The organism is Pseudoalteromonas sp. 1181_04 (assembly GCF_052850545.1).
In genome coordinates this window covers 196,921-216,496 of sequence record NZ_VXCS01000006.1, presented here as the reverse complement: position 1 = coordinate 216,496, position 19,576 = coordinate 196,921, and the positions used below count along the sequence as shown (strand labels likewise).

General features: G+C 39.9%; 17 protein-coding genes. 14 read left to right on the top strand and 3 right to left on the bottom strand.

Annotation, left to right across the window (positions count from 1 at the left end; translation table 11 throughout):
* Nucleotides 1-147: 147 nt before the first annotated feature.
* The 11 genes from FW757_RS06985 to FW757_RS06935 all read left to right on the top strand — a co-directional run bounded on the left by FW757_RS06985 (nucleotide 148) and on the right by FW757_RS06935 (nucleotide 11,404).
* Nucleotides 148-684: an RNA polymerase sigma factor gene (locus FW757_RS06985; RefSeq protein ID WP_182718829.1), complete on the top strand. Its 537-nt coding sequence runs from the start codon at nucleotides 148-150 to the stop codon at nucleotides 682-684.
* Between the two features lie 144 nt (nucleotides 685-828).
* A complete protein-coding gene (locus FW757_RS06980) occupies nucleotides 829-1,824 on the top strand; it encodes a FecR family protein (RefSeq protein WP_182718830.1) in 996 nt (331 codons plus the stop codon).
* 284 nt (nucleotides 1,825-2,108) lie between these two features.
* The gene (locus FW757_RS06975) at nucleotides 2,109-4,499 is read left to right on the top strand and encodes a TonB-dependent receptor domain-containing protein (protein ID WP_446441036.1); all 2,391 of its coding nucleotides are present in this window, start codon (nucleotides 2,109-2,111) and stop codon (nucleotides 4,497-4,499) included.
* 144 nt (nucleotides 4,500-4,643) lie between these two features.
* Nucleotides 4,644-6,263 carry a PepSY-associated TM helix domain-containing protein gene (locus FW757_RS06970; RefSeq protein ID WP_182740150.1) on the top strand — a complete coding sequence of 540 codons (1,620 nt, stop codon included), beginning with the start codon at nucleotides 4,644-4,646 and terminating at the stop codon, nucleotides 6,261-6,263.
* 8 nt (nucleotides 6,264-6,271) lie between these two features.
* Nucleotides 6,272-6,625: a DUF3325 family protein gene (locus tag FW757_RS06965; RefSeq protein ID WP_182719659.1), complete on the top strand. Its 354-nt coding sequence runs from the start codon at nucleotides 6,272-6,274 to the stop codon at nucleotides 6,623-6,625.
* Between the two features lie 27 nt (nucleotides 6,626-6,652).
* Nucleotides 6,653-7,003 carry a hypothetical protein gene (locus FW757_RS06960; RefSeq protein ID WP_182719658.1) on the top strand — a complete coding sequence of 117 codons (351 nt, stop codon included), beginning with the start codon at nucleotides 6,653-6,655 and terminating at the stop codon, nucleotides 7,001-7,003.
* Nucleotides 7,000-8,676 (top strand): PepSY-associated TM helix domain-containing protein, encoded by a 1,677-nt coding sequence (locus FW757_RS06955; RefSeq protein WP_182740149.1) that lies wholly within the window; start codon nucleotides 7,000-7,002, stop codon nucleotides 8,674-8,676. The genes FW757_RS06960 and FW757_RS06955 overlap by 4 nt, the downstream gene beginning before the upstream one ends.
* Nucleotides 8,677-8,750: 74 nt before the next feature.
* Nucleotides 8,751-9,698 (top strand): MotA/TolQ/ExbB proton channel family protein, encoded by a 948-nt coding sequence (locus FW757_RS06950; RefSeq protein ID WP_182740148.1) that lies wholly within the window; start codon nucleotides 8,751-8,753, stop codon nucleotides 9,696-9,698.
* Nucleotides 9,682-10,152: an ExbD/TolR family protein gene (locus FW757_RS06945; protein ID WP_182719655.1), complete on the top strand. Its 471-nt coding sequence runs from the start codon at nucleotides 9,682-9,684 to the stop codon at nucleotides 10,150-10,152. Before FW757_RS06950 ends, FW757_RS06945 begins: the two co-directional genes overlap by 17 nt.
* Entirely contained in the window at nucleotides 10,152-10,556 is a 405-nt protein-coding gene (locus tag FW757_RS06940; RefSeq protein ID WP_182719654.1) for an ExbD/TolR family protein, read from the top strand. Before FW757_RS06945 ends, FW757_RS06940 begins: the two co-directional genes overlap by 1 nt.
* The gene (locus FW757_RS06935; protein WP_446441035.1) at nucleotides 10,553-11,404 is read left to right on the top strand and encodes an energy transducer TonB; all 852 of its coding nucleotides are present in this window, start codon (nucleotides 10,553-10,555) and stop codon (nucleotides 11,402-11,404) included. Before FW757_RS06940 ends, FW757_RS06935 begins: the two co-directional genes overlap by 4 nt.
* Before the next feature lie 146 nt (nucleotides 11,405-11,550).
* On the opposite strand, the gene FW757_RS06930 is transcribed toward FW757_RS06935, so the two are convergent.
* Together FW757_RS06930 and FW757_RS06925 are read right to left on the bottom strand one after the other, a co-directional pair.
* On the bottom strand, nucleotides 11,551-11,796 hold the full coding sequence (locus FW757_RS06930) for a DUF3297 family protein (RefSeq protein WP_149982278.1): 246 nt from the start codon (nucleotides 11,794-11,796) through the stop codon (nucleotides 11,551-11,553).
* A gap of 79 nt (nucleotides 11,797-11,875) precedes the next feature.
* Nucleotides 11,876-12,037 carry a hypothetical protein gene (locus FW757_RS06925; protein WP_182717542.1) on the bottom strand — a complete coding sequence of 54 codons (162 nt, stop codon included), beginning with the start codon at nucleotides 12,035-12,037 and terminating at the stop codon, nucleotides 11,876-11,878.
* A 111-nt stretch (nucleotides 12,038-12,148) separates the two neighbouring features.
* Here FW757_RS06925 and FW757_RS06920 point away from each other — a divergent pair, with 111 nt between their 5' ends.
* Both FW757_RS06920 and FW757_RS06915 read left to right on the top strand, forming a co-directional pair.
* Nucleotides 12,149-14,221, top strand: coding sequence for a TonB-dependent siderophore receptor (locus FW757_RS06920; RefSeq protein ID WP_182717541.1), 2,073 nt, complete (start codon nucleotides 12,149-12,151; stop codon nucleotides 14,219-14,221).
* Nucleotides 14,211-15,356 carry a DUF1624 domain-containing protein gene (locus tag FW757_RS06915; protein WP_182767425.1) on the top strand — a complete coding sequence of 382 codons (1,146 nt, stop codon included), beginning with the start codon at nucleotides 14,211-14,213 and terminating at the stop codon, nucleotides 15,354-15,356. Before FW757_RS06920 ends, FW757_RS06915 begins: the two co-directional genes overlap by 11 nt.
* Nucleotides 15,357-15,428: 72 nt before the next feature.
* Here the strand turns inward: FW757_RS06915 and FW757_RS06910 are convergent, their stop codons facing one another.
* A complete protein-coding gene (locus tag FW757_RS06910; protein WP_149982276.1) occupies nucleotides 15,429-16,739 on the bottom strand; it encodes a mechanosensitive ion channel family protein in 1,311 nt (436 codons plus the stop codon).
* 551 nt (nucleotides 16,740-17,290) lie between these two features.
* Here FW757_RS06910 and FW757_RS06905 point away from each other — a divergent pair.
* A complete protein-coding gene (locus FW757_RS06905) occupies nucleotides 17,291-19,564 on the top strand; it encodes a ferritin-like protein (RefSeq protein ID WP_259398452.1) in 2,274 nt (757 codons plus the stop codon).
* The last annotated feature ends 12 nt before the right edge of the window (nucleotides 19,565-19,576 follow it).

The following is a 19,576-nucleotide window of genomic DNA, read 5'->3' as shown; positions in this document are numbered from 1 at the left end:
AAATAGTTAAATACATAAGCATAAGTGGGTAAGCTACTGTTGCTTATGTATGGCCTTTAATTGCTGGAGTTCTTTACATTTTCTAATGCAAAAAGTTATTATTAGCGTTTATTGACGAAACATTGCATTTAAGGTGAGTAGTAGACCTTGGCTTCATTTCCTTTTCAAACCTTAGCACAAGCCGTTGAGACTTATTATGGTGAGCTTGTAAAACACATTCGCTTGCGTGCGGGTTCTGTTGACGTTGCAGAGGAAGTCGTTCAGGAAACATGGCTACGTGCTGTTAATACGCATATTGAGTTACCCAGTAACCCAAAAGCTTACTTATATCGCATGGCTAGTAATCTGCTGGTAGATCAATTTCGTCAACAACAAACAGCCCAGCAGTGGCAAGCGCAAATAGTGTCGCCTCAAGAGCAAAGGCAATGTGAGCAAGTCGCTTGCCCTTCCCCTACACATACTGATGTATTAATTTCTAAACAACAACTCGCTGTATTAGAGCAGGCCATAGCCGAATTACCAGACAAATGCCGAGAAGTATTTATACTGTATCGCAGGCAAGGACTAACAATGCGAGAAATATCGCAGATATTGGGTATCAGTATTAAAACGGTTGAAAAGCACATTGCAAAAGCTATGGTTCATTGTCGTCAATGCTTGCGAGAGGCGGGGCGACAGGTTTGAGTTTTTTTATTTATTCACCCATTTTAACGATTTTTAACTACGCATTTATCAAGTTGGTCAACCAAGTAAAAGTTATTTTTATAATAAACTTTCTGATTGGTATTTGCTTTTTGTTAAGTTGTATTTTTGTAAGGCTTAATCAGTATGGTTGAGATGGCAAGTAAGTATACAGCTGAGATACCGGAGGCTATCTTAGAGCAAGCTTCAGTATGGCATGCCCGCATGCACGACAGTGATCTTCAAGAATCACAAGGCTGTCAGTTAAAAGCACAGTTCAATACTTGGCTACTTGCAGACCCTTTACATCGGGTAGCATACGATGATATGAGTTCGTTATGGGATGTACTGACGCACTCGGAACTATCTGAAAACGATTTAATATTAGAGCCAACCGTTCAAAAAACCTTCATTAAGCGTGTATCACGGCCATTTTATGCAGCCGTTGCAAGTGTTGCGCTTTTTGTTGCTATAGCAGGTGTTGGTTGGCAACAAAACTGGCCGCTGCGCTTACAAAGTGACTATTACAGTAACGTTGGTGAGCAAAAAGTTGTGCAACTGGATGATAATAGCGAAATTATCCTTAATACTAATAGCGCAATTAAAGTTAATTATACCAAACAGTTACGGGAAGTGGTATTGCTTCAAGGCGAGGCTAGATTTAATGTTGCTAAAAATAGTGAACGCCCTTTTGTGGTAAATACAACACAAGGGACGGTCACTGTTACTGGCACTCAATTTAATGTTAGTTTGTATAGCGACTCAGCCACTGTCAGTCTGTTTGAAGGAAGCGTTGCACTGACGTCGAATCAAGCTAGAAAACTTAGGAAAAACTTATCTGCAAATCAACAAGCTAAGCTTTTTTCAACGGGCATTGGCGCCGTTAGTGAATTTGATGCAGCAGTGGTTAATGCTTGGCAGCGTGGGCAGCTTGTTTTTTATAGCGCTGCGCTTAGTGAGGTTGTTGCTAAACTGAATCGTTATCGTAAAGGGAAAATAATTATTACTGATGATTCAGTTAATAATTTGCAGATTAGTGGTGTGTTTTCTATTAATGACCCCGATGCTGCGTTGGAAATGATCACTGAAACCTTAGCGTTAAAACAAACTCGCCTAACTGATTATTTAGTCATGTTGCACTAAAGAACCTGAACTTCGAATAATAAATTTATCTCCGGCTTGAGAGTAAAACGAATATTAATACAATAAATTAATGTGTGAGTGAATAACTTGACTAAAGATCAGGTTAAATAAGCGTTAGTTTTTCTCCTCTTTCTTACCTTTCAAATAGCGCACACCCTAGTTAAATTCTTTCTGGCTGTAATAGCTGCATAATTTTTTTTAACCGCACTGGGGGAAAGTGTGAGTGAGATACGTCTTAATTATAGGTGTAAATTATTCGTATTACTTTTACTAAAGGGCGCTTAATGGATTTTCGTGTTAATAAACGTATTGGGTTGTTTTCAATACTAACCTTGGCGTTCATAGCCAGTCATTCACTGCAGGCTAATACTGCAGTTAAACCGCAAGTTGAAAATACTGCTCACCAGCACGCAGCACGCTATCAATTTGATCTTGAAGCTAAAGTATTGTCAAAGGCTATTACTGATTTTTCTGCTATTACTAACGTTCAGGTTTTATACACGGGGATACCGACAGCACAGTATATGTCTGCTGAAGTTAAAGGTGATTTGACCCCAGCTCAAGCGCTTAATGTTTTATTGTCTGGCACTAATATACGTTACCGGTTTGTCACTACAAATGCGGTAACGTTAGAGAAAGTAAAGGCCAAAACTAACAGTCAGCCGTTGTCTTTAGGGCCAATAACGGTAACGACTGCTGCAGGATATTCTCAAGAAATCAAAAATTCACCGGCAAGTATTAGCGTGCTTTCAAATGATACTCTGGAAAAGCGCCCGTTTAGTTCTTTACAAGATATTACTAATGAAGTGCCAGGTGTTAACGTTGTTGGCTCAGGTGCTAATAGTGGTATATCAATTAGGGGCATGCCTAAAGGGTACACATTGGTATTGGTTGACGGAAAACGCGTTCGCTCAGAAACAGCTAACCCAAGAGAATTAAATAATGAAGATCTAGATAGCAGTTTCATACCACCGGTATCAGTTATTGACCGTGTTGAGGTTGTTCGCGGGCCCATGAGCTCGCTATATGGTAGTGATGCTATGGGTGGGGTAATTAATATTATTACCAAAAAAACGCCTGAAAAATGGGGCGGCAGCGTAGGGTATGGCTTTCAAGCGCCTGATAGTGGTGTGATGTCGAATAAACGCCAAGCGGATTTTTACTTATCTGGGCCGATTATTAAAAACACTATGGGTGTTTCTTTATGGGGTAGTGAAATACTGCAAGATGAGGATAAATATTTAGGCGGTTACCAAGAATCTCAAAAGCGTACTTTAGGCGGTAAGTTAAACCTTATAGCCAATCAAGATACCGATTTAACATTTGATTTTTCAACCTCAAAGCAGCGTTATACCAGCAATCCTGGTGGCGTGTTAAAACAAACAAGTCGGTCCGCTGTTGATCGAGAGTGGACACGAGACTCTTGGGGTATAACCTACAATAAGCGTTTTGAGCTGGGTGATTTAGAAGTCAAATATTACCAAGAAAGTTATGAAAGATATCGTTATCCAAAAACTTACGAATTTACCACAAGTTCGGAAAATAAAGTTGCCGATGCGCGCTTTTTAACCGGTTTTGGTCGTCACCTTATAACTACGGGTTTGCAGTGGACTAACGATGAACAAGCCAATAGTGATTTGGGCGGAGGTCATTCAGGTAGTTTTGGCACAAGAAAGGTCACTGATTGGGCTATTTTTACTGAAGATGAGTGGGAGCTTATTAGCCAAAAGTTATATTTAACGTTAGGCGCTCGATTAACTGACAATGAATTTTTTGGCAAACATACTTCCCCACGTGCTTATTTTGTTTTTAATTATAGTGAAAACTTAACTTTTAAAGGCGGTATTGCAACGGGCTATAAAAGTCCAAAAATCACTCAAATTGATGAAACTACGGGCTCATCACGCGGCGGCGGTAATGATCAATTTGTGATCATGGGTAATCCAAACTTAAAACCAGAAAAAAGCACCAACTATGAGGTTAGTGCTATGTATAACAACAATAAAAACCTGAGTTTTGGCACAACTTTTTTCTACAACGATTTCACCAATAAAATACTCAGCACGCAATCTTACTACTTTAGTGATGGCAATGACGGCATTATTGCAGCGTATTGCGACTCTGGGAGTGTCGGTTCGCAGGAATGTCCAGCTTGGGCTACGTGGCTTAATGCTGATGGAGCAACAATTCAAGGTATTGAGTTAGAGGGAAATTGGGATATAGCTGAAAAGTTGGCGCTGAAAATTAACTATACCTATACCGATTCTTCCATAGATGCCAGTAATGTTGTTATTAATACACCTGCAGGCGCGCGCCCTTTTGGCGATACTCTGGCGCAATTAGATGGTAATTCGTTAGTTGGTGTTCCTGATCACACCGGTTCCGTTGTCCTTAATTATTATCCAACCGATAAGTTATCTAGTTACATAAGAGCGAATTATGAAGGGCAAATTACCCGAGTTGATTTTGATCGTAACTCGGTTGATAAAAGTGAAAAAGATTTAGCGACTTTAGATATTGGATTGAGTTATGACGTTAATAAGTGGCTTAGTCTAAATTTCACAATTGATAATTTTACAGATGCAAAGCGTTTTAAAGTACGTGAAGACACTGGCGCTTTTAGGTTTTCAGAGCGTGGACGTAGTTACTTCATGAACATGAAAGTGTTGTTTTGATTACGGCTTATAGCGAATTGGAAAAATGATTATGGCTGTAAGCTTTTTAAACACTCCATCTTTTTTATTGAATATGCCATGTGACGTTACTTGCACATTAACAACGACATGGTTTAGAGACTGGTTGATTAATTGGTCTTGCGCATGAGTAGAAAAGCAGTAAACGCAAAGCTTAACATACGAGTAAGAATGGGTCCTGTTCATACATGGGTGGGGCTGATTTTAAGTGGGCTTATTTTTGCAATATTTTGGACTGGCACTTTGTCTGTATTTGACAAAGAAATAGACCGCTGGATGATGCCAGATACTCGCATTAACTTAATGAAAGTGACATCTTCGTTATCGGTAGATAAAGATATTATTCAGCCATTGAGTGAGCAGCAAAATGGAGCTGCTTACTGGACAATTGTGTTACCGCGTGAGCGTATACCATATGTAATCAAAGCGGCTTCATATAAAAAGCCTCGTCGCCATGTTCGGGAGTATTTTCATCCAGTTACGCTTGCACCATTAACAAAAGCGAATAGACCTAATGCTAGTAGTTTTATTTACCCTTTTCATCATAACTTGACGCTGCGTAAAGATGATTTAGGTGCATGGCTGGTAGGGGTTGCAAGTATTGCAATGCTCTGTCTGTTAGTTTCAGGCATTGTTATTCATCGGCGAATATTTACCGATTTTTTTTCTTTACGTTTATTTCGTAAGTTCAGCAGAGCTAATTTAGATCTGCACAATTTAACTGGTGTTGTGTTACTACCATTTACTCTTGTTATAACTTTGTCAGGGTTGATTATTGTACAACAAGTCTATTTTCCTCAATTAATTAGTCGCGTTTATCAGCAAGCTATTAGTGTTGAGAATAGTAATAAGGTCGCGAATGAAAAAGATGCTCAGCGTTTATTTTCAGCAAAGGTGCTAGGTCATATTCGTGAGTCTGCCAGCGGAGAAAAAGGCCATTTTGCCTCCATTGAACAGATGATTTCAGAGGCTGAATCAGATTGGGGTAAAGGAGGTGTTTATTTAGTACGAGTAAATCATCCTGGTGATACTAATAGCTCTGTTGTGTTTAGAAGACATAGCGATGATTCGGTTACAAAAAGTAATGATCATAAGCGTTTTAATACTATGACAGGAGAGCCAAAAGGGTCATTTACTGGCTCGCAAGCTGTTGGCATTTGGAACTTTATAAGTGGCATGCACTATATCCAATTTGATCATTGGCCACTTCGTTGGTTGTATTTTTTTGCTGGTTTAGGTAGCTGTTTATTAATTGCTACGGGCTTAGTGCATTGGACCACCGCGAGTAATAAAAATAACCTAAACCCTCCTCTCAATGTCGCTCTAATGAATGCACATAATATTGCGGTTATAACCGGCATTATTGCTGCAACAGGTGTGTTTTTACTTACTAACAGAGTAAGGGATATATCCCCATATTTGGATGCTGTTATGGGAGATAAAGCTGAAATATATGCATTTTTCAGCGTTTGGTTACTTAGCTTGTTGCATGCTTTGCTAAGTGTTTTACAAGATAGATCATATGGATACTTAAGGGCTTGGACACAGCAATGTGGATTTATTGCTGTTGTTGCTGTTTTTGCCGTTATTTTAAACTGGGTGGGAACAGGGGATGGCCTTATTAAAACAGTGTTTACAGATACTTACTGGCCTGTAGCGGCTACAGACTTGGTGCTACTAATCTCGGCTGCCAGTGCTTTTTGGACTAGCGTAAAGTTACGAGCTCATTATCAAGAGAGGTTTTGAAGAATTTTATGATGCACATCGGATTAATCGCGTCGTTTGTCTGTGCCTATGTTGGTTTTAGTTGTTGGGCTATTAGTCAAACTCAGCATTGGCGTACTGTTATTGGTGGACCCTTTCCAAATCAAGGTACGGTCAGAGCACAGCGTTTTATTGGAATTTTTATGGTGGCATTGTCATTAATTTTAGCGGTGTTTAATGATGGCTTTAGTTTTGGCGCGTTGGTATGGGTTTTAATATTAAGTTTGGCGGCGACTTTAGTCGCATTTTCTTTGGTGTGGTGCCCACGTTTATTGGGCTATATCAACAAAGTTATATCGTACTTTTATTTTGATAACACAGTGGAAAAAACCAATAAACCGTAATGTTATTTTTATTTTTAGGTGAAAAAAATGGTCGTAAAAGGCTCAGTGTTAACTGATCTAAATAATCGCGTTAATCACACTATGGCTGTTTATAAATGGCTTTATAGTATCAGTATGGTGGTGCATTCAATTGTTATTTGCTTGCTTTGTTATATTAGCAGCTCGCAGCTTGTCAATATTACGGGGGCAGTACTTTTTCATTTAGGTATGGTGTGGACTGATGCTGTTGTTGTTGCAAGTATGACAGGCTTTATCTACTTACCGGTTATTTTAATGTGGGCTTTTTCTCGCGGAAATACGTTATTAACCTGGGTAAATGTGATCGGCTTTACGGGTATAACCTTTGTTGCAGCTTGGTTAGCTGGGGCGTTGGTATGAAAACCGGGTTTAGATTTAACATGAGTGTCTTGCATACTTGGGCTGGGTTGCTGTTAAGTGGTTTACTGTTTGCTATTTTTTGGACCGGCACGCTATCAGTATTCGATAAAGAAATAGATCGCTGGATGATGCCGCAAACGCGAATTAATATGGATACAGCACCTAAATTATCCGTTGATCGCGATATTGTTCCTCTACTCAATACTCTCTCTGAGGGAGCTACGGCATGGAGTATCGTACTACCTTCTGAGCGCAAGCCCTTTTTAGCGTTGGGTTATGATACCAAAGAGTCACATATAGCTAAGCGAAATAGTTTTCACCCTGTGACGTTAGAGCAGCTTCCTGCATCGAATACGCGAGGTGCAAGTCGCTTTATTTATCCATTTCACCATAATCTTACGTTACGCAAAGGCAATATTGGTGCTTGGCTGGTGGGTATTGCAAGCATTGGCATGTTGTGCCTTTTAGTCTCAGGAATAGTGATACATCGTAGATTATTTACTGATTTCTTTTCCTTTAGAGTGTGGCGTAGTTTTAGCCGAGGTAACCTTGATGCGCATAACCTAACCGGCGTTGTACTATTACCTTTCACCTTAGTTATTACTTTGTCAGGATTAATGATTGCGCACTTAATTTATTTTCCTAAAGCGCCCGATGCCGTATATGAGCAAATGCACCCTCAAGCAGTACATACTCAGAAAACTCCAGCTAAGGAAATTACGCGCTCACGCCAAAAAATCGATAGTAAAAGTAAAGCTCCTAAAGCCAAAGAAGGCGCAGGTAATTCGCCTGCAAGGCGGCGTTTTATTGGTGAGTCACAAGGGCGAGTTACCCCTAAAGCGTCCGGCGAATTTGCAACGATAACATCTATAGACCCTTTAATTACTGCCACTGAGGAAGAGCTGGGGCATGGTGCTGTTTATATGGTGCGGGTAAGTAATCCTGCGGATGCAGAAGGTGTGATTGCGCTTCGCTTAAGTGGTGACAAAAGTGTGGCACAAAATATGGATAACCGACGGTTCTCTGTTGCAACAGGTGCAGAGCTAGAGCACTTCGAGTCGTCTTCCGTTACTAATGTGTTTAATTTTGTAGCGGGTATGCATTATGTGCAGTTTGATCATTGGCCATTACGCTGGTTTTACTTTGTTGCAGGGCTTGGGGGATGTGTTTTGATAGCCACTGGACTATTACATTGGACACAGGCACGCAATCAAAAACATGACGGCACACGTTTTAGCATCTTTTTTATGAATGTACATAACCTGAGCGCAGTTATGGGCATTATTATCGCAACGGGGGCTTTTTTAGTAGCTAATCGACTATTTAATAACTCAGTGCAATTTGCAGGTGTTTTAGTCCGTGACCTTGAAGTATATGTGTTTTTTAGTGTGTGGATGTGTTGTTTATTTCATGGCGTGATCAGAGTGCTCATAAATAAGCGCAGTGGTTATATCAAGGCATGGACTGAGCAATGTTGGGCAGTAGCTTTTATTGCCATTGCAGCGGTTTTATTGAACTGGCTCACCACCGGAGACCACATAATTAAAACTTTATTTACAGATGCTTACTGGCCAGTTGCAACAATTGACTTGTTGCTAATTAGTAGTGCTGCACTCGCAATTTTTGCAGCGCGAAAGTTATCAGCCAATCTCGAATTAAATATCGGTAGTTAAGTAGTTGTAATCATTCTTGCTTGCCTAGCGGTAGGTAAATAAAAAATTGATAAAATTAAAAGTTGAGGCAGTTGATGAAATTAAAATTCTTTTTGATCATATTTGTACTATTTATATTTCCATTTACCTGTTCATCTCAGGAGTCAGCCAGTGTAGATAATAGCCAAGTTATTTCCGCAATTAATAATGAAACTAGTGTCAGTGAGGCTGCACCTTTAGAGTTTGATTCAGCTTTAGCTGATATAACAAAAGATGTGGGAGAAAATAAAATAGCTGATGCTGAAGTTATGAGCGCACCCTCTTGGTACAAAACGACTATAGAGCTTTTAAACACAGGGGGAGCAGTCGTATACATACTGTTGTTGATGTCGGTAATCGCATTAACCATTGTTTTAATAAAGCTTATACAGTTTCAAAAAGCACATATTTGGCAACGGCAATTCGCAAAGCGTGTACTTGTTTTATGGCAGCAAGGAAAATGTGAAGATGCACTTAATTTAGCTAATAGACATCCAAACCCAATAACTCTTGCAATGGCGCGTGCGTTTAGGGGGATTACACACAATGTTGCCGAGCCTGCGGTACGTGAAGACGTTCTTAGGTTTGGTAGTGATACGCTGTTTCGCTTAAGACGTGGCTTTCGTCCATTAGAAGTGATTGCTTCTTTGTCGCCATTGCTTGGTCTATTAGGTACTGTGTTGGGTATGATTTCTGCGTTTCAGCAACTAGAAGATGCAGGTAATAAAGTGAACCCTGCTATTTTATCTGGTGGTATTTGGGAGGCGCTACTAACAACGGCTGTGGGGTTATGTGTGGCTATACCTGTGGTGGCATTATTAAATTATTTAGAGCGTCAAGTAGACCACTTAGCCCACGAAATGGACAACTTATTAACACAAGTATTTATTACTGACTTGTCGCAGCAGGGATGTGAAGCTTTATATCAGGGCAACGCACAGCAAAAGAGTGTAGTGTTTTCGCAGGTCAACACGATGCAGGCTGAGCATGCAAAAAGCGTATAATCAATTTCCAACACTATCAGCTAAACAAGCAAAACGAAAAACGTTGGTGAGCCTGACGCCGCTAATTGACGTGGTATTTATTTTGCTCATATTTTTTATGTTAGCTTCGAGCTTTACAAAATGGCATAGCGTTGAAGTAAATAGTAGCAGTAATACAGGGGGGTCTTTAAAAACAGATTTACCCCCGTTTTTAGTGCAAGTTGCCACCGATAAATTGTTACTTAACAACAACGAAATTGCGCTAAGTAGTTTGTTAAAGAAAGCCAAAGTAAAGCCGAGTGAACAAGCAATAATTCTACAACCTTTAGGTGACACTCCGGTGCAGGCATTGATCGACATTTTAGATGTATTAAGTGAGCAAAGAATAGCGCCTCTACAGCTAGTTCAAGACCCAACATGGCAGGTAAATAATCAAACTGAGATAAGCGCCAATATGCCTTTGGAGTTACATTAATGCATTTCCCTGAGCGACGACCTGATCAAACAGAAGAACGTATTTTACCGCTAATTAATTTAGTCTTTTTATTACTTATTTTTTTTATGATCGCAGGCAGTTTAAGCGCAACAGAGCCATTTGATATTACTCCTCCCACTTCGAGTAGTGAAACAGCAAAAGATGCAGAGACAATTGTTGTGTTAATGAATAAGAAAGGTCATTTTGCTCTAGATAATCAGCCGTTATCAGAGCCGGATTTACTTGCCAAGATTACAGATATTATTAAGCGTAGTCCTAACACTGTGATCACTATAAAAGCTGATGCAGATCTTGTTGGAAATCATCTAGTAAGCTTTACACATGGCTTATATAGTATAGGTGTCAAAAAATTACAATTATTGACTGAGCAGGCGCAGCAATGAAAGATACAGCTTTAAAGTTAGGTGTATGGGCTTGGTCTGGTGCAATTTTACTTGCAGCTTTAGTACATTTAATTATATTTTTTTTAATTTTTTATTCGCCATCCATTGCCTTGCAAAATAGTACGCAAGCTAGTGCTAAATTAGGAATAGAGATTTCGTTAGGGCCACAGTATATTGAAAAAAATGACCTGATTAGCTCCTCGGTAAGCACTGAAAATAAAGAAAAGACCGAGCCTAAACCAGAGCCTAAACCGGAGCCTAAACCGGAGCATAAACCGGAGCCTAAACCGGAGCCTAAACCGGAGCCTAAACCGGAGCCTAAACCAGAGCCTAAACCAGAGCCTAAACCAGAGCCTAAACCAGAGCCTAAACCAGAGCTTAAACCGAAGCCTAAACCAGAGCTTAAACCAGAATCTAAGCCCCTAGAGAAACCAGCCCAAGGTGCAGAGGGTGCAAGCTTAGCAATAAATGCAGAGAGCGTTGTCTCTAGTAATAAAAAAGTTGCAACGAATACGCAAAGCTCCCCCCTTAACAAGGGGGCTATTAATGCTAGTTTTGCAAACAAAAAAAACTATGCAACGACCTTATTAACATGGCTAGAAAAGCACAAAGAATACCCAAGAATAGCTAAAAGTAGACGCCAGCAAGGCACTGTAATCGTATACTTTATAGTTGGTCGTGACGGTATGATCGTCACAAGCCGCATAGAGCAAACATCGGGTTACCCAGCACTGGATGATGAAGCCCTCAAAATGTTACAACGCGCACAGCCATTACCCGCCATACCAAATGGTATCGCAGGCAATAATCTTGAGCTTGTTGTACCTGTTGAGTTTTTTATAAGGTAACGGCTTTTAATTGCCAAGGTATCAATGAGTTTAAATAGAGCCGAGTGCAAAAAGGTATTAAAGTAATGTTATAGCGTTATCTAGCGCTAAGTAAAAATCAGTGATGAAAAAGCCGACAAAAGTCGGCTTTTTCAATTATTTAGCGGTTACTTATAAAACGCTTCTACTGTGCCTTTTACTTTCATAAGTAATGGCTGGCCGCGGCGGTCTAGTGCTTTAGGTGCGGCTACTTTGATCCAACCTTCACTGATGCAGTACTCTTCAACGTCAAAACGCTCTTTGCCGTTAAGTGTAATGCCGATTTCATGCTCGAATACTTCTTCTACATAAAATTTGCTACGTGGGTTGATCGAAAGTTGATCTGGTAATTCTGGTTTATTTGTATCAGTCATAATTGTGATCTGCATTGAATATATTGTGTGCCATTGTAGGCAATACAGGCCTTAGGCTCAATATACTGATCAAAATAAATTAACTGCACAGTTGCTTTGATTGCTTAATACAGTGGCTAATTATTTCGTCACGAGTGACATCTTTGTCAAAGTAATAATCAAAGCGCATAGTGAGGTTAGTCGCTTGCTCTTGCTCAGGCCAATGCCATTTACGAACAAGTTGCAGAGTAGCTGACACCATAGCATTTAGGGTTGGTATTATTTTTTATTAAATTGAACGTTATATTGTATCACTGCTTTGCAATTATGTTATATTATATCCAAACAAGACTAGCAATCATTAAAGTGGATCATGAAGTACTCAGCATTAACTCTTGCCTTTGCAGCACTCTCTTTTGGCTCTAATGCCACAGAATCAGATATAGAAACCATCACAATTGCACATAAACAAGCCTTTAGAGGAGATATTCCTGTTAAAGAGCTGCCGCAGTCAATTACCACATTAAGTAAAGAAATGATGGTTGATAATGGCATCACTAAATTCAGGGATGCACTTGATTTTTCTGCCAGTATTTCTCGCAAAAATAATGGTGGGGCATTGTGGGATAGCTACTCTATAAGGGGGCTATCGGGTAATGAAAATATGCCATCAGGCTATTTAATTAATGGCTTTAGTGGTGGGCGAGGTTTTGCGGGCCCACGTGATGTATCTAACATTGAATATATTGAAGTGTTAAAAGGTCCTGGTTCTGCACTCTATGGTCGCTCTGAACCAGGCGGTACAATTAATATCATTACTAAAAAACCACAGTTCTATCAGCAAGGCCAGTTAAAAGCTGAACTTGGCAGTGAAGATCATAAACGTGTGCAAGGTGATTACACTAACGGCCTAACTGAAGATATTGCATTTCGAATTAATGGTGCATGGCAAGATAGTGACAGTTTTCGAGATCACGTACATCATGATAAGTTTGTGATCACGCCTTCGGTGTATTACAGCATCAATGATAAATCGTCATTAACGTATGAGTTTGAGTACGTTGACCAGCAGCAAATGTATGACCGAGGTATTGTTGTACTTAACGATAATTTTGACACCGTACCTAGAAGCCGTTTTTTAGGTAACCCTAATGATGCGCCAACTAAAGTGCACTCTCGCGGACACCAACTTAATTATGACTATGACTTTAATCGCGACTGGTCACTCTTATTGGGCGCTAACCATCGTACCGCTACGTTAACAGGTTTTTCGTCTGATGCTGAACTATCTCCTTCAAGACAGACTTTGTCTTTAGATAATCCTATGCTTACGCGTCAACACCGTTATAGAGATTATTACTCTGATGATTTGTCAGTACGCGCAGAATTAAGTGGTCATTTTGATCTTGCTGATATCACTAACCATGTTTTGATTGGTGTTGATGGGTATGACTATGAGCTTCGCACTGGGCTTTATCGTTATCGTGGTGGTAAAGATACGTACACATTAAATATTTATCAGCCAAACTACAGTGAAGGGCAAGGCCCCGATGTTGCGCAACTGTATGAAAACAATGAAAAGCAAAAGGCATACGGTATTTATGTACAAGATCAGTTAGACCTTACCGAGCGTTTTAAATTAATGCTGGGATTGCGGTTTGATGAAATTGAGCAGAATATTTTCGAGACTAAGTCAGGTGTTGCTTCAGATAGCACGATGAATCGACTTAGCCCACGGCTAGGCATGGTATATGAGCTAAATGATGCGATTAACCTTTATACCAGCTATTCCGAAGGGTTTATACCTTTAAGTGGTACTGACGCTCAGGGTAAATCGTTTGGTTTTGAAGAAAGTGATTCCTTTGAAGTGGGTGTGAAGTTCGGCTTTGACAACGTTAGCGGTACCATCGCTTTATTTGATGCTAGCAAAGGCAACATGTTGGTGGCTGACGATAAGGGTTATTCAAAACCTATTGGTAAAGTAACCAGTAAAGGTATTGAGGTTGATCTGACTGGTAGTTTAGGTGAAAACACTCAGTACACACTTTCGTATGCTTACGTAAAGGCTGAAACAGCCAAAGACATGATTAATGTTGATTGGTTAGAGCCTATTCCTAAAGGTAGCCCGTTAGTTAACGTACCAAAAAATAATTTTTCGCTTTCTTTAAATCACAATACCCGTGTACTTGAGCAAGACATTAAATTTGGTGGTCATTATCAATATATTTCAGAGCGACTAGGCGACCCAGTAAACTTATCTTTTAACTTACCAAGTTATCAGCTGGTGGGTTTATTTGCTCAATGGCAGGCGACTGAACGGACAAATGTTTCACTTAATGTTGATAATGTATTTGATGAAAGCTACATAGCCAGTAGCTACAATGCATTATGGGCCTACCCTGGTGCACCAACACAGTTTAAATTGGGTATAACATATGACTTCTGAACAAGTTAAAAACCGTATTCATAGTATCGATATCATGCGTGGCGTGGTTATCTTATTAATGTTACTTGATCATGTGCGAGAGCGTTTTTTCTCGCAAATGCCGGTATTAGACCCAATGGATGTTGACGTTACCTCTCCAGGGCTGTTTTGGAGCCGTTTTGCAGCGCACTTTTGCGCGCCAACCTTTATCTTTTTAACAGGGCTTTCGGCGTGGCTTTATAGCCACCCAAGCTCAGGTAAAGTGCGCTCTGCTCGTAGTTTTTTAGTTAAGCGGGGGTTGTTTTTAATTGCCCTTGAAGTTACGGTTATTTGCTTTTTGTGGATTTGGTTTATCCCGACTATTTTTCTACAAGTGATATGGGCTATTGGCCTGTGTATGCTGGCTCTGGCATTACTAATTAACTTACCGCAACGACTATTGTTAGCATTGGGTTTATTGATTGTTTTTGGTCATAACTTACTTACACCAATTACCTTCAGTCCTGATGAGTGGGGTTATACCTTATGGACTATTCTGCACGATCGCGGCTTTATCTCTGAAGGTGGTTTAGTTAATGTCAAAATCAGTTACCCAGTATTACCTTGGATTGGGGTTATATTACTTGGTTACTGCGCAGGCCCACTGTATGCACATAACCGAGACAGTGAAGATCGTAAACAGTGGCTGATTGGTTTGGGCTTAGCGTGTCTAGCGTTATTTGCTATTTTACGCGGCTTAAATATCTATGGCGAAACGCTACCTTGGCAGCAGTTTTCAACAGCAGTGCAAACGGCTATGTCGATATTTAACGTTACCAAATATCCACCTTCACTGAGCTTTTTATTAATCACTTTAGCGCTGATGTTTTTTGGCTTATGGTTTTTTGAGCGTCCGTTAAATCGCTTTAGTAATGCTTTAAGAGTGTATGGCTCGGTGCCGATGTTCTTTTATATTTTTCATCTTTACGTTTTATTGATTTTATACACAATTTGCAGTGCTATTTTTGGTGCTAATCATGGTGCATATTTTGCCGTAAATGATATTACATGGATTTGGTTAATTACGGTTGTGTTAGCCGTTACTTTATATTGGCCAACTAAGGCATTTAGTCACTATAAGCGCAAAGCAAATAAACCTTGGTTAAAGTATCTTTAGAGATATAACACTTACTTAGTGGTTAAAAGCGGTGTTATAAGTTTATAACACCGCTTTTTATGCCTTTATTTTTTACATTTTTTTTAGCATGTCTTCATTAAGCACTCTAACTTCGCGTTGCGGGAATGGTATCGCAATATTATGAGCTTTGAGGGTTTCTAGAATAATTAATAGTAAATCACCACCAACCCGGTTTTTACCATCATCAATTCCCTGCATCCAAAATTCCACAAACATATTAATGCCATTATCGCCAAAGCTATCTATTTCACAGTCAGGACGCTCTTCAAATGGTACATCAGGCCCGCTAATTACTTGTGGATGCTCGGCAACAGCTTGTTTAATTATTTCTACCATGGCTCTAACATCGGTGGCGTATGCCACACTAAAATCAACACGGTAGCGCTGTTTGGGGTCTTTATGGGTCCAGTTGGTCAGCAGTGATGAAATAAAGGTTTCGTTAGGAACCAGTATGTCTTTGCCGTCGTAAGTTTCTAAAATTGCATGGCGCATTTTGAACTCTCGAACAAAGCCACTTTTGCCGTTTTCTAACTCAACAAAGTCACCAATGGTGAGTGACTTATCGAGCAAAATAATGATGCCAGAAATAAAGTTGGAGGCGATTGATTGCAACCCTAAACCAAGGCCAACACCTAACGCACCACCAAACACAGCAAGGGCGGTGAGGTTAACACCCATAATGTTAAGCAGTAATAACGCGATGACACAAAACAGGCCAACTTCAAAGAGTTTGGTAAAGACTTCGCGGGTGCTGATATCCAGAGTTTGCTGGTTGCGAATTATAACCTTACCAACATTACTGGAAGCGCGACCTAACCAAAATAAAATAGCCCCAAAAAACAATACCCGAGTTAGGCCATATAAACTGACTTGAATATTGCCTAAATTAATCGAAACCGCTTCAAGGGTTTTAATAAATGCTGGCAAAAAGCCCAGTAGGTGCAACAGCAAAACGGGCAGGCCAACTAACTTAAACAGTGCTGACATAAAAGGGCTGCTAACAAACTCTTTAATAATTGAGTAAGCAAACAGCAATATAGCAATGTTGAGCGCGGTATTCATTAACCACACTTGCAAGTCTACAGTGATGCCGATAGAGGTAAATATTCGCAGTAAAATGATTGCTACTAGCGGGTAAACGATATTGCTAAGTCGAAACAGCATAATGTTTATTGGGTGATCGGACGCCACTTTAGTGTGCTTATCAACGCGCTTTTTAACTGTTTTAGAATAAATCCAATAGGCGGCAGCATAGCTGGTGATGATCACCAATAATTGTAGATACGTTGCTTGTTGGCTAAGCATTGATTGGATCAATAACCAAACAGATTCAAATTGTTTGGAAAAAAACTCACTATCCATACGAAGTACTTTTTTAGATAAAATAAGATCTTTACTATGGCTGATAAGTCTAAAAATTTACAGAATAAATAAACGTATCAATAAATTTGACAAATAGTAGAGCTTTACTGTGTCATTTAGCGTGAGTATTTCACCGCGACTACTGAGTGAGCAAGCTTTTCGGCCGCTTGTCGTTATGCTAGCCAAACAAAGTTAGAGTATCTATTGGAGTAAATTTGATAATGCTTTTGATTGCATGGGAGTGGCAATAAATAAAAGTTGTAGGCTGTGAGCTTTTGGGACAAAAAAATTATTAGCTTTCATATAGTGCGAAATATCTGCAATCGCAATAAGGACTTACTTATCTAAATGCTTTTAAAATAATGGTTTTATTATCAATGTTTTTTAGTCACTTTTTCTTTGGTTTTAAAGTATTAGTTTTACTTCTGTACCAAATATCTACTTTTGTAATGTATTGTAATACTGCATCGCTGATGAAACCTTCTACACTCATTTGACTTACGCGACAAGTTTCTTGGTCGCATATAACTGTCATCATGGAGCAATTGAAAATGCAGAGTGCACAAAAGGCGGTAAGGATTAACCTCGATCTTGATCTTAAAGTCAGCATCAAACAATACAAAAAAATTAAAGAGCGTCCCGTAAGTTACAAAGACGCTGATATTGCGTGTATAAAAGCCATCGCACAAGCTGCGATTAACGTTGAGTTATTTACCATCCCGTTATATATGACAGGTCTGTATTCAATACAAGGCATGCATGCAATAGGTGGGGATGAAGGCTTGTATCCCGAGCGTTTATGGCCTGGGTTAGGGGCAACAGCAGGCTTTATTCCTAATGAACGAATAGCAAAATTAGATATTACTCCAACGCCAAAACCCAGCAAGCCACTGAGCGTAAATGAACAGGCGTTTAATGCTGTTTATAGTGTGTTTATAGAAGAAATGCTGCATTTACAGTTGGCTTCTAATATCGCCAGTAAACTAAATCTAACTCCTTCATTTACCAGTAATGCACTGCAAACAGAAAAGTTTGGTTGGCATTGTTATGACGATACAACGCAAATCCCGCATATCTTAGATTTTAAAGACTGCAGCCGTGATTTATCAAAACTTAGCCCTAAAGTGAAAGAATACTTTACAACTCACTTTCAGGGTCAAACACTACAAGATATGCGAGTCAATGCAGCGGCATTGACAAAAGAGCAGGCTTTACTGTTTTTATTGATTGAAGAAACCGAGGAAAGTGCAAAAAAATTAATAATCAATAAAGATTTAGATGGCGTTCGCCCTAAATACTTTGAAACAGCTCCTTTTGATTGGTTTAAAGCAACAGATACAGAAGTTGATTTACCTATGTTTGGTTCTATCGGGCATATGTATTGCTGTTATTGGGACTATCTTGAAATTGTGTATGAGGATGGTAGTAGCTTAATTGATATTTTGGTGAATCCAGCTAAACCTGATTCCGTGCAACGTGATTACTTTAATACTCGTGACTCAGCCGAATATAAACCGCAATACCCGGGGATTAATGGTTCAATCAATGAAAGTAATGATCTAGATAAGTTAAAAATTGAGATTGTTAATAATATCAATGCAATAACGGATCAAGGTGAAGGTAAAGGTGTTGTTTCTGAAATCTGCAGCCGCTGGGCGGCAGAGAGTTGGGTAATAACGTATTTGCAGCAACAAACGGTAGCATTGAAAAGCACACCGATTGAGGCAGATGATCATCAGGTCGCTGCTAAGTTTCAACCTAATGCTGATAACCTAAAAGAAGATTACCCAGCGGATAGCGCTGGGCAAAAGCCACTTCCTGTATCTGGTATTGCATGCGCACGTATTACAAATACTAAAAAAGATCATTTTATTACCTTTGCTGATGTACTTGATTTGATTATTCAATATGAATACCAAGAGGGTCAATCTTACAGTGATAACAACGCGGCCCAAGTGTATATGACCTGGCAAACGTGGCATAACTTGTGCGGTAAATTTACAGTAGCAATGCTTAACCCGCAAGGTGGCGATAAGGCTAAGCAGAAGCACCCAGATTTACCTGCTGTAGTTGATGTAGAAAAAGCATTGAATAATTTGTTTTCTAGCCCTGAACGTCGTGCACAAACACATCAAATTTTTAGTGAATCAGCGGTTGGCACTTTAAAAGGACTTACCACAGCATTGGATCGCTATTGGGGTGGTAAAACGACTGAGTTTCCAGGTCCTGCAATGGGGGGTTCGGGCGATCGAGTATCTATTTGTTGGGCTACAACAGGGCAGGCTCCAGATCTGGTTGCGGGTATTGCGGATATGTCTAAGGATGTTTTATACCATGCGTGCCAAGGTATGGATTATACAAAAGAAAATTCAAATAATTTACCTCCCGCAACAGTGTTCCACAGCTGTAAAGGTTCGAACAATTGCAAAGCGCAAGGTGGGTGTGGGTTTGTGCATAGCACAACACCGGGAGGAAGCTGTGGTGGTAGCGCCCCTGCTGATGGTCCATTTAGCGCTCCTGCAAATAACAAATGTAATAATTTAGGTGGTTGTGCTGTGCCGATTTCTGCCTCGCAGCTATTCCCAAAAGAGCCATCAGCAAAACCCCAGATGCAATTATTTGAATTTGGTGATGGACCAGACTATGCATCTACGGCTAAACCATATACCGACCCAGAAACAGGTAAAGTTCTAGAGCAAATGCCATTTAAAGAAGGTGATGCGGTTTACAGTATCGCGTGGCAGGCCTATTGTAATGCAAAAGGAGTGCAAACTACGCCGCCACCTGCAGATGATATTCGCTTAGCGCTTCCGCCTTCAACTTAATTGGATTGAATA

Excerpts from the sequence above, each read along its gene's own strand:
- FW757_RS06915 (WP_182767425.1), top strand. The coding sequence starts at position 14,211 with ATGACTTCTGAACAAGTTAAAAACCGTATTCATAGTATCGATATCATG.
- FW757_RS06920 (WP_182717541.1), top strand. The coding sequence starts at position 12,149 with ATGAAGTACTCAGCATTAACTCTTGCCTTTGCAGCACTCTCTTTTGGC.
- FW757_RS06965 (WP_182719659.1), top strand. The coding sequence starts at position 6,272 with ATGATGCACATCGGATTAATCGCGTCGTTTGTCTGTGCCTATGTTGGT.
- FW757_RS06955 (WP_182740149.1), top strand. The coding sequence starts at position 7,000 with ATGAAAACCGGGTTTAGATTTAACATGAGTGTCTTGCATACTTGGGCT.
- FW757_RS06930 (WP_149982278.1), bottom strand. The coding sequence starts at position 11,796 with ATGACTGATACAAATAAACCAGAATTACCAGATCAACTTTCGATCAAC.
- FW757_RS06940 (WP_182719654.1), top strand. The coding sequence starts at position 10,152 with ATGCATTTCCCTGAGCGACGACCTGATCAAACAGAAGAACGTATTTTA.
- FW757_RS06960 (WP_182719658.1), top strand. The coding sequence starts at position 6,653 with ATGGTCGTAAAAGGCTCAGTGTTAACTGATCTAAATAATCGCGTTAAT.
- FW757_RS06910 (WP_149982276.1), bottom strand. The coding sequence starts at position 16,739 with ATGGATAGTGAGTTTTTTTCCAAACAATTTGAATCTGTTTGGTTATTG.
- FW757_RS06970 (WP_182740150.1), top strand. The coding sequence starts at position 4,644 with ATGAGTAGAAAAGCAGTAAACGCAAAGCTTAACATACGAGTAAGAATG.
- FW757_RS06925 (WP_182717542.1), bottom strand. The coding sequence starts at position 12,037 with ATGGTGTCAGCTACTCTGCAACTTGTTCGTAAATGGCATTGGCCTGAG.
- FW757_RS06950 (WP_182740148.1), top strand. The coding sequence starts at position 8,751 with ATGAAATTAAAATTCTTTTTGATCATATTTGTACTATTTATATTTCCA.
- FW757_RS06945 (WP_182719655.1), top strand. The coding sequence starts at position 9,682 with ATGCAAAAAGCGTATAATCAATTTCCAACACTATCAGCTAAACAAGCA.
- FW757_RS06975 (WP_446441036.1), top strand. The coding sequence starts at position 2,109 with ATGGATTTTCGTGTTAATAAACGTATTGGGTTGTTTTCAATACTAACC.
- FW757_RS06905 (WP_259398452.1), top strand. The coding sequence starts at position 17,291 with ATGCAGAGTGCACAAAAGGCGGTAAGGATTAACCTCGATCTTGATCTT.
- FW757_RS06980 (WP_182718830.1), top strand. The coding sequence starts at position 829 with ATGGTTGAGATGGCAAGTAAGTATACAGCTGAGATACCGGAGGCTATC.
- FW757_RS06935 (WP_446441035.1), top strand. The coding sequence starts at position 10,553 with ATGAAAGATACAGCTTTAAAGTTAGGTGTATGGGCTTGGTCTGGTGCA.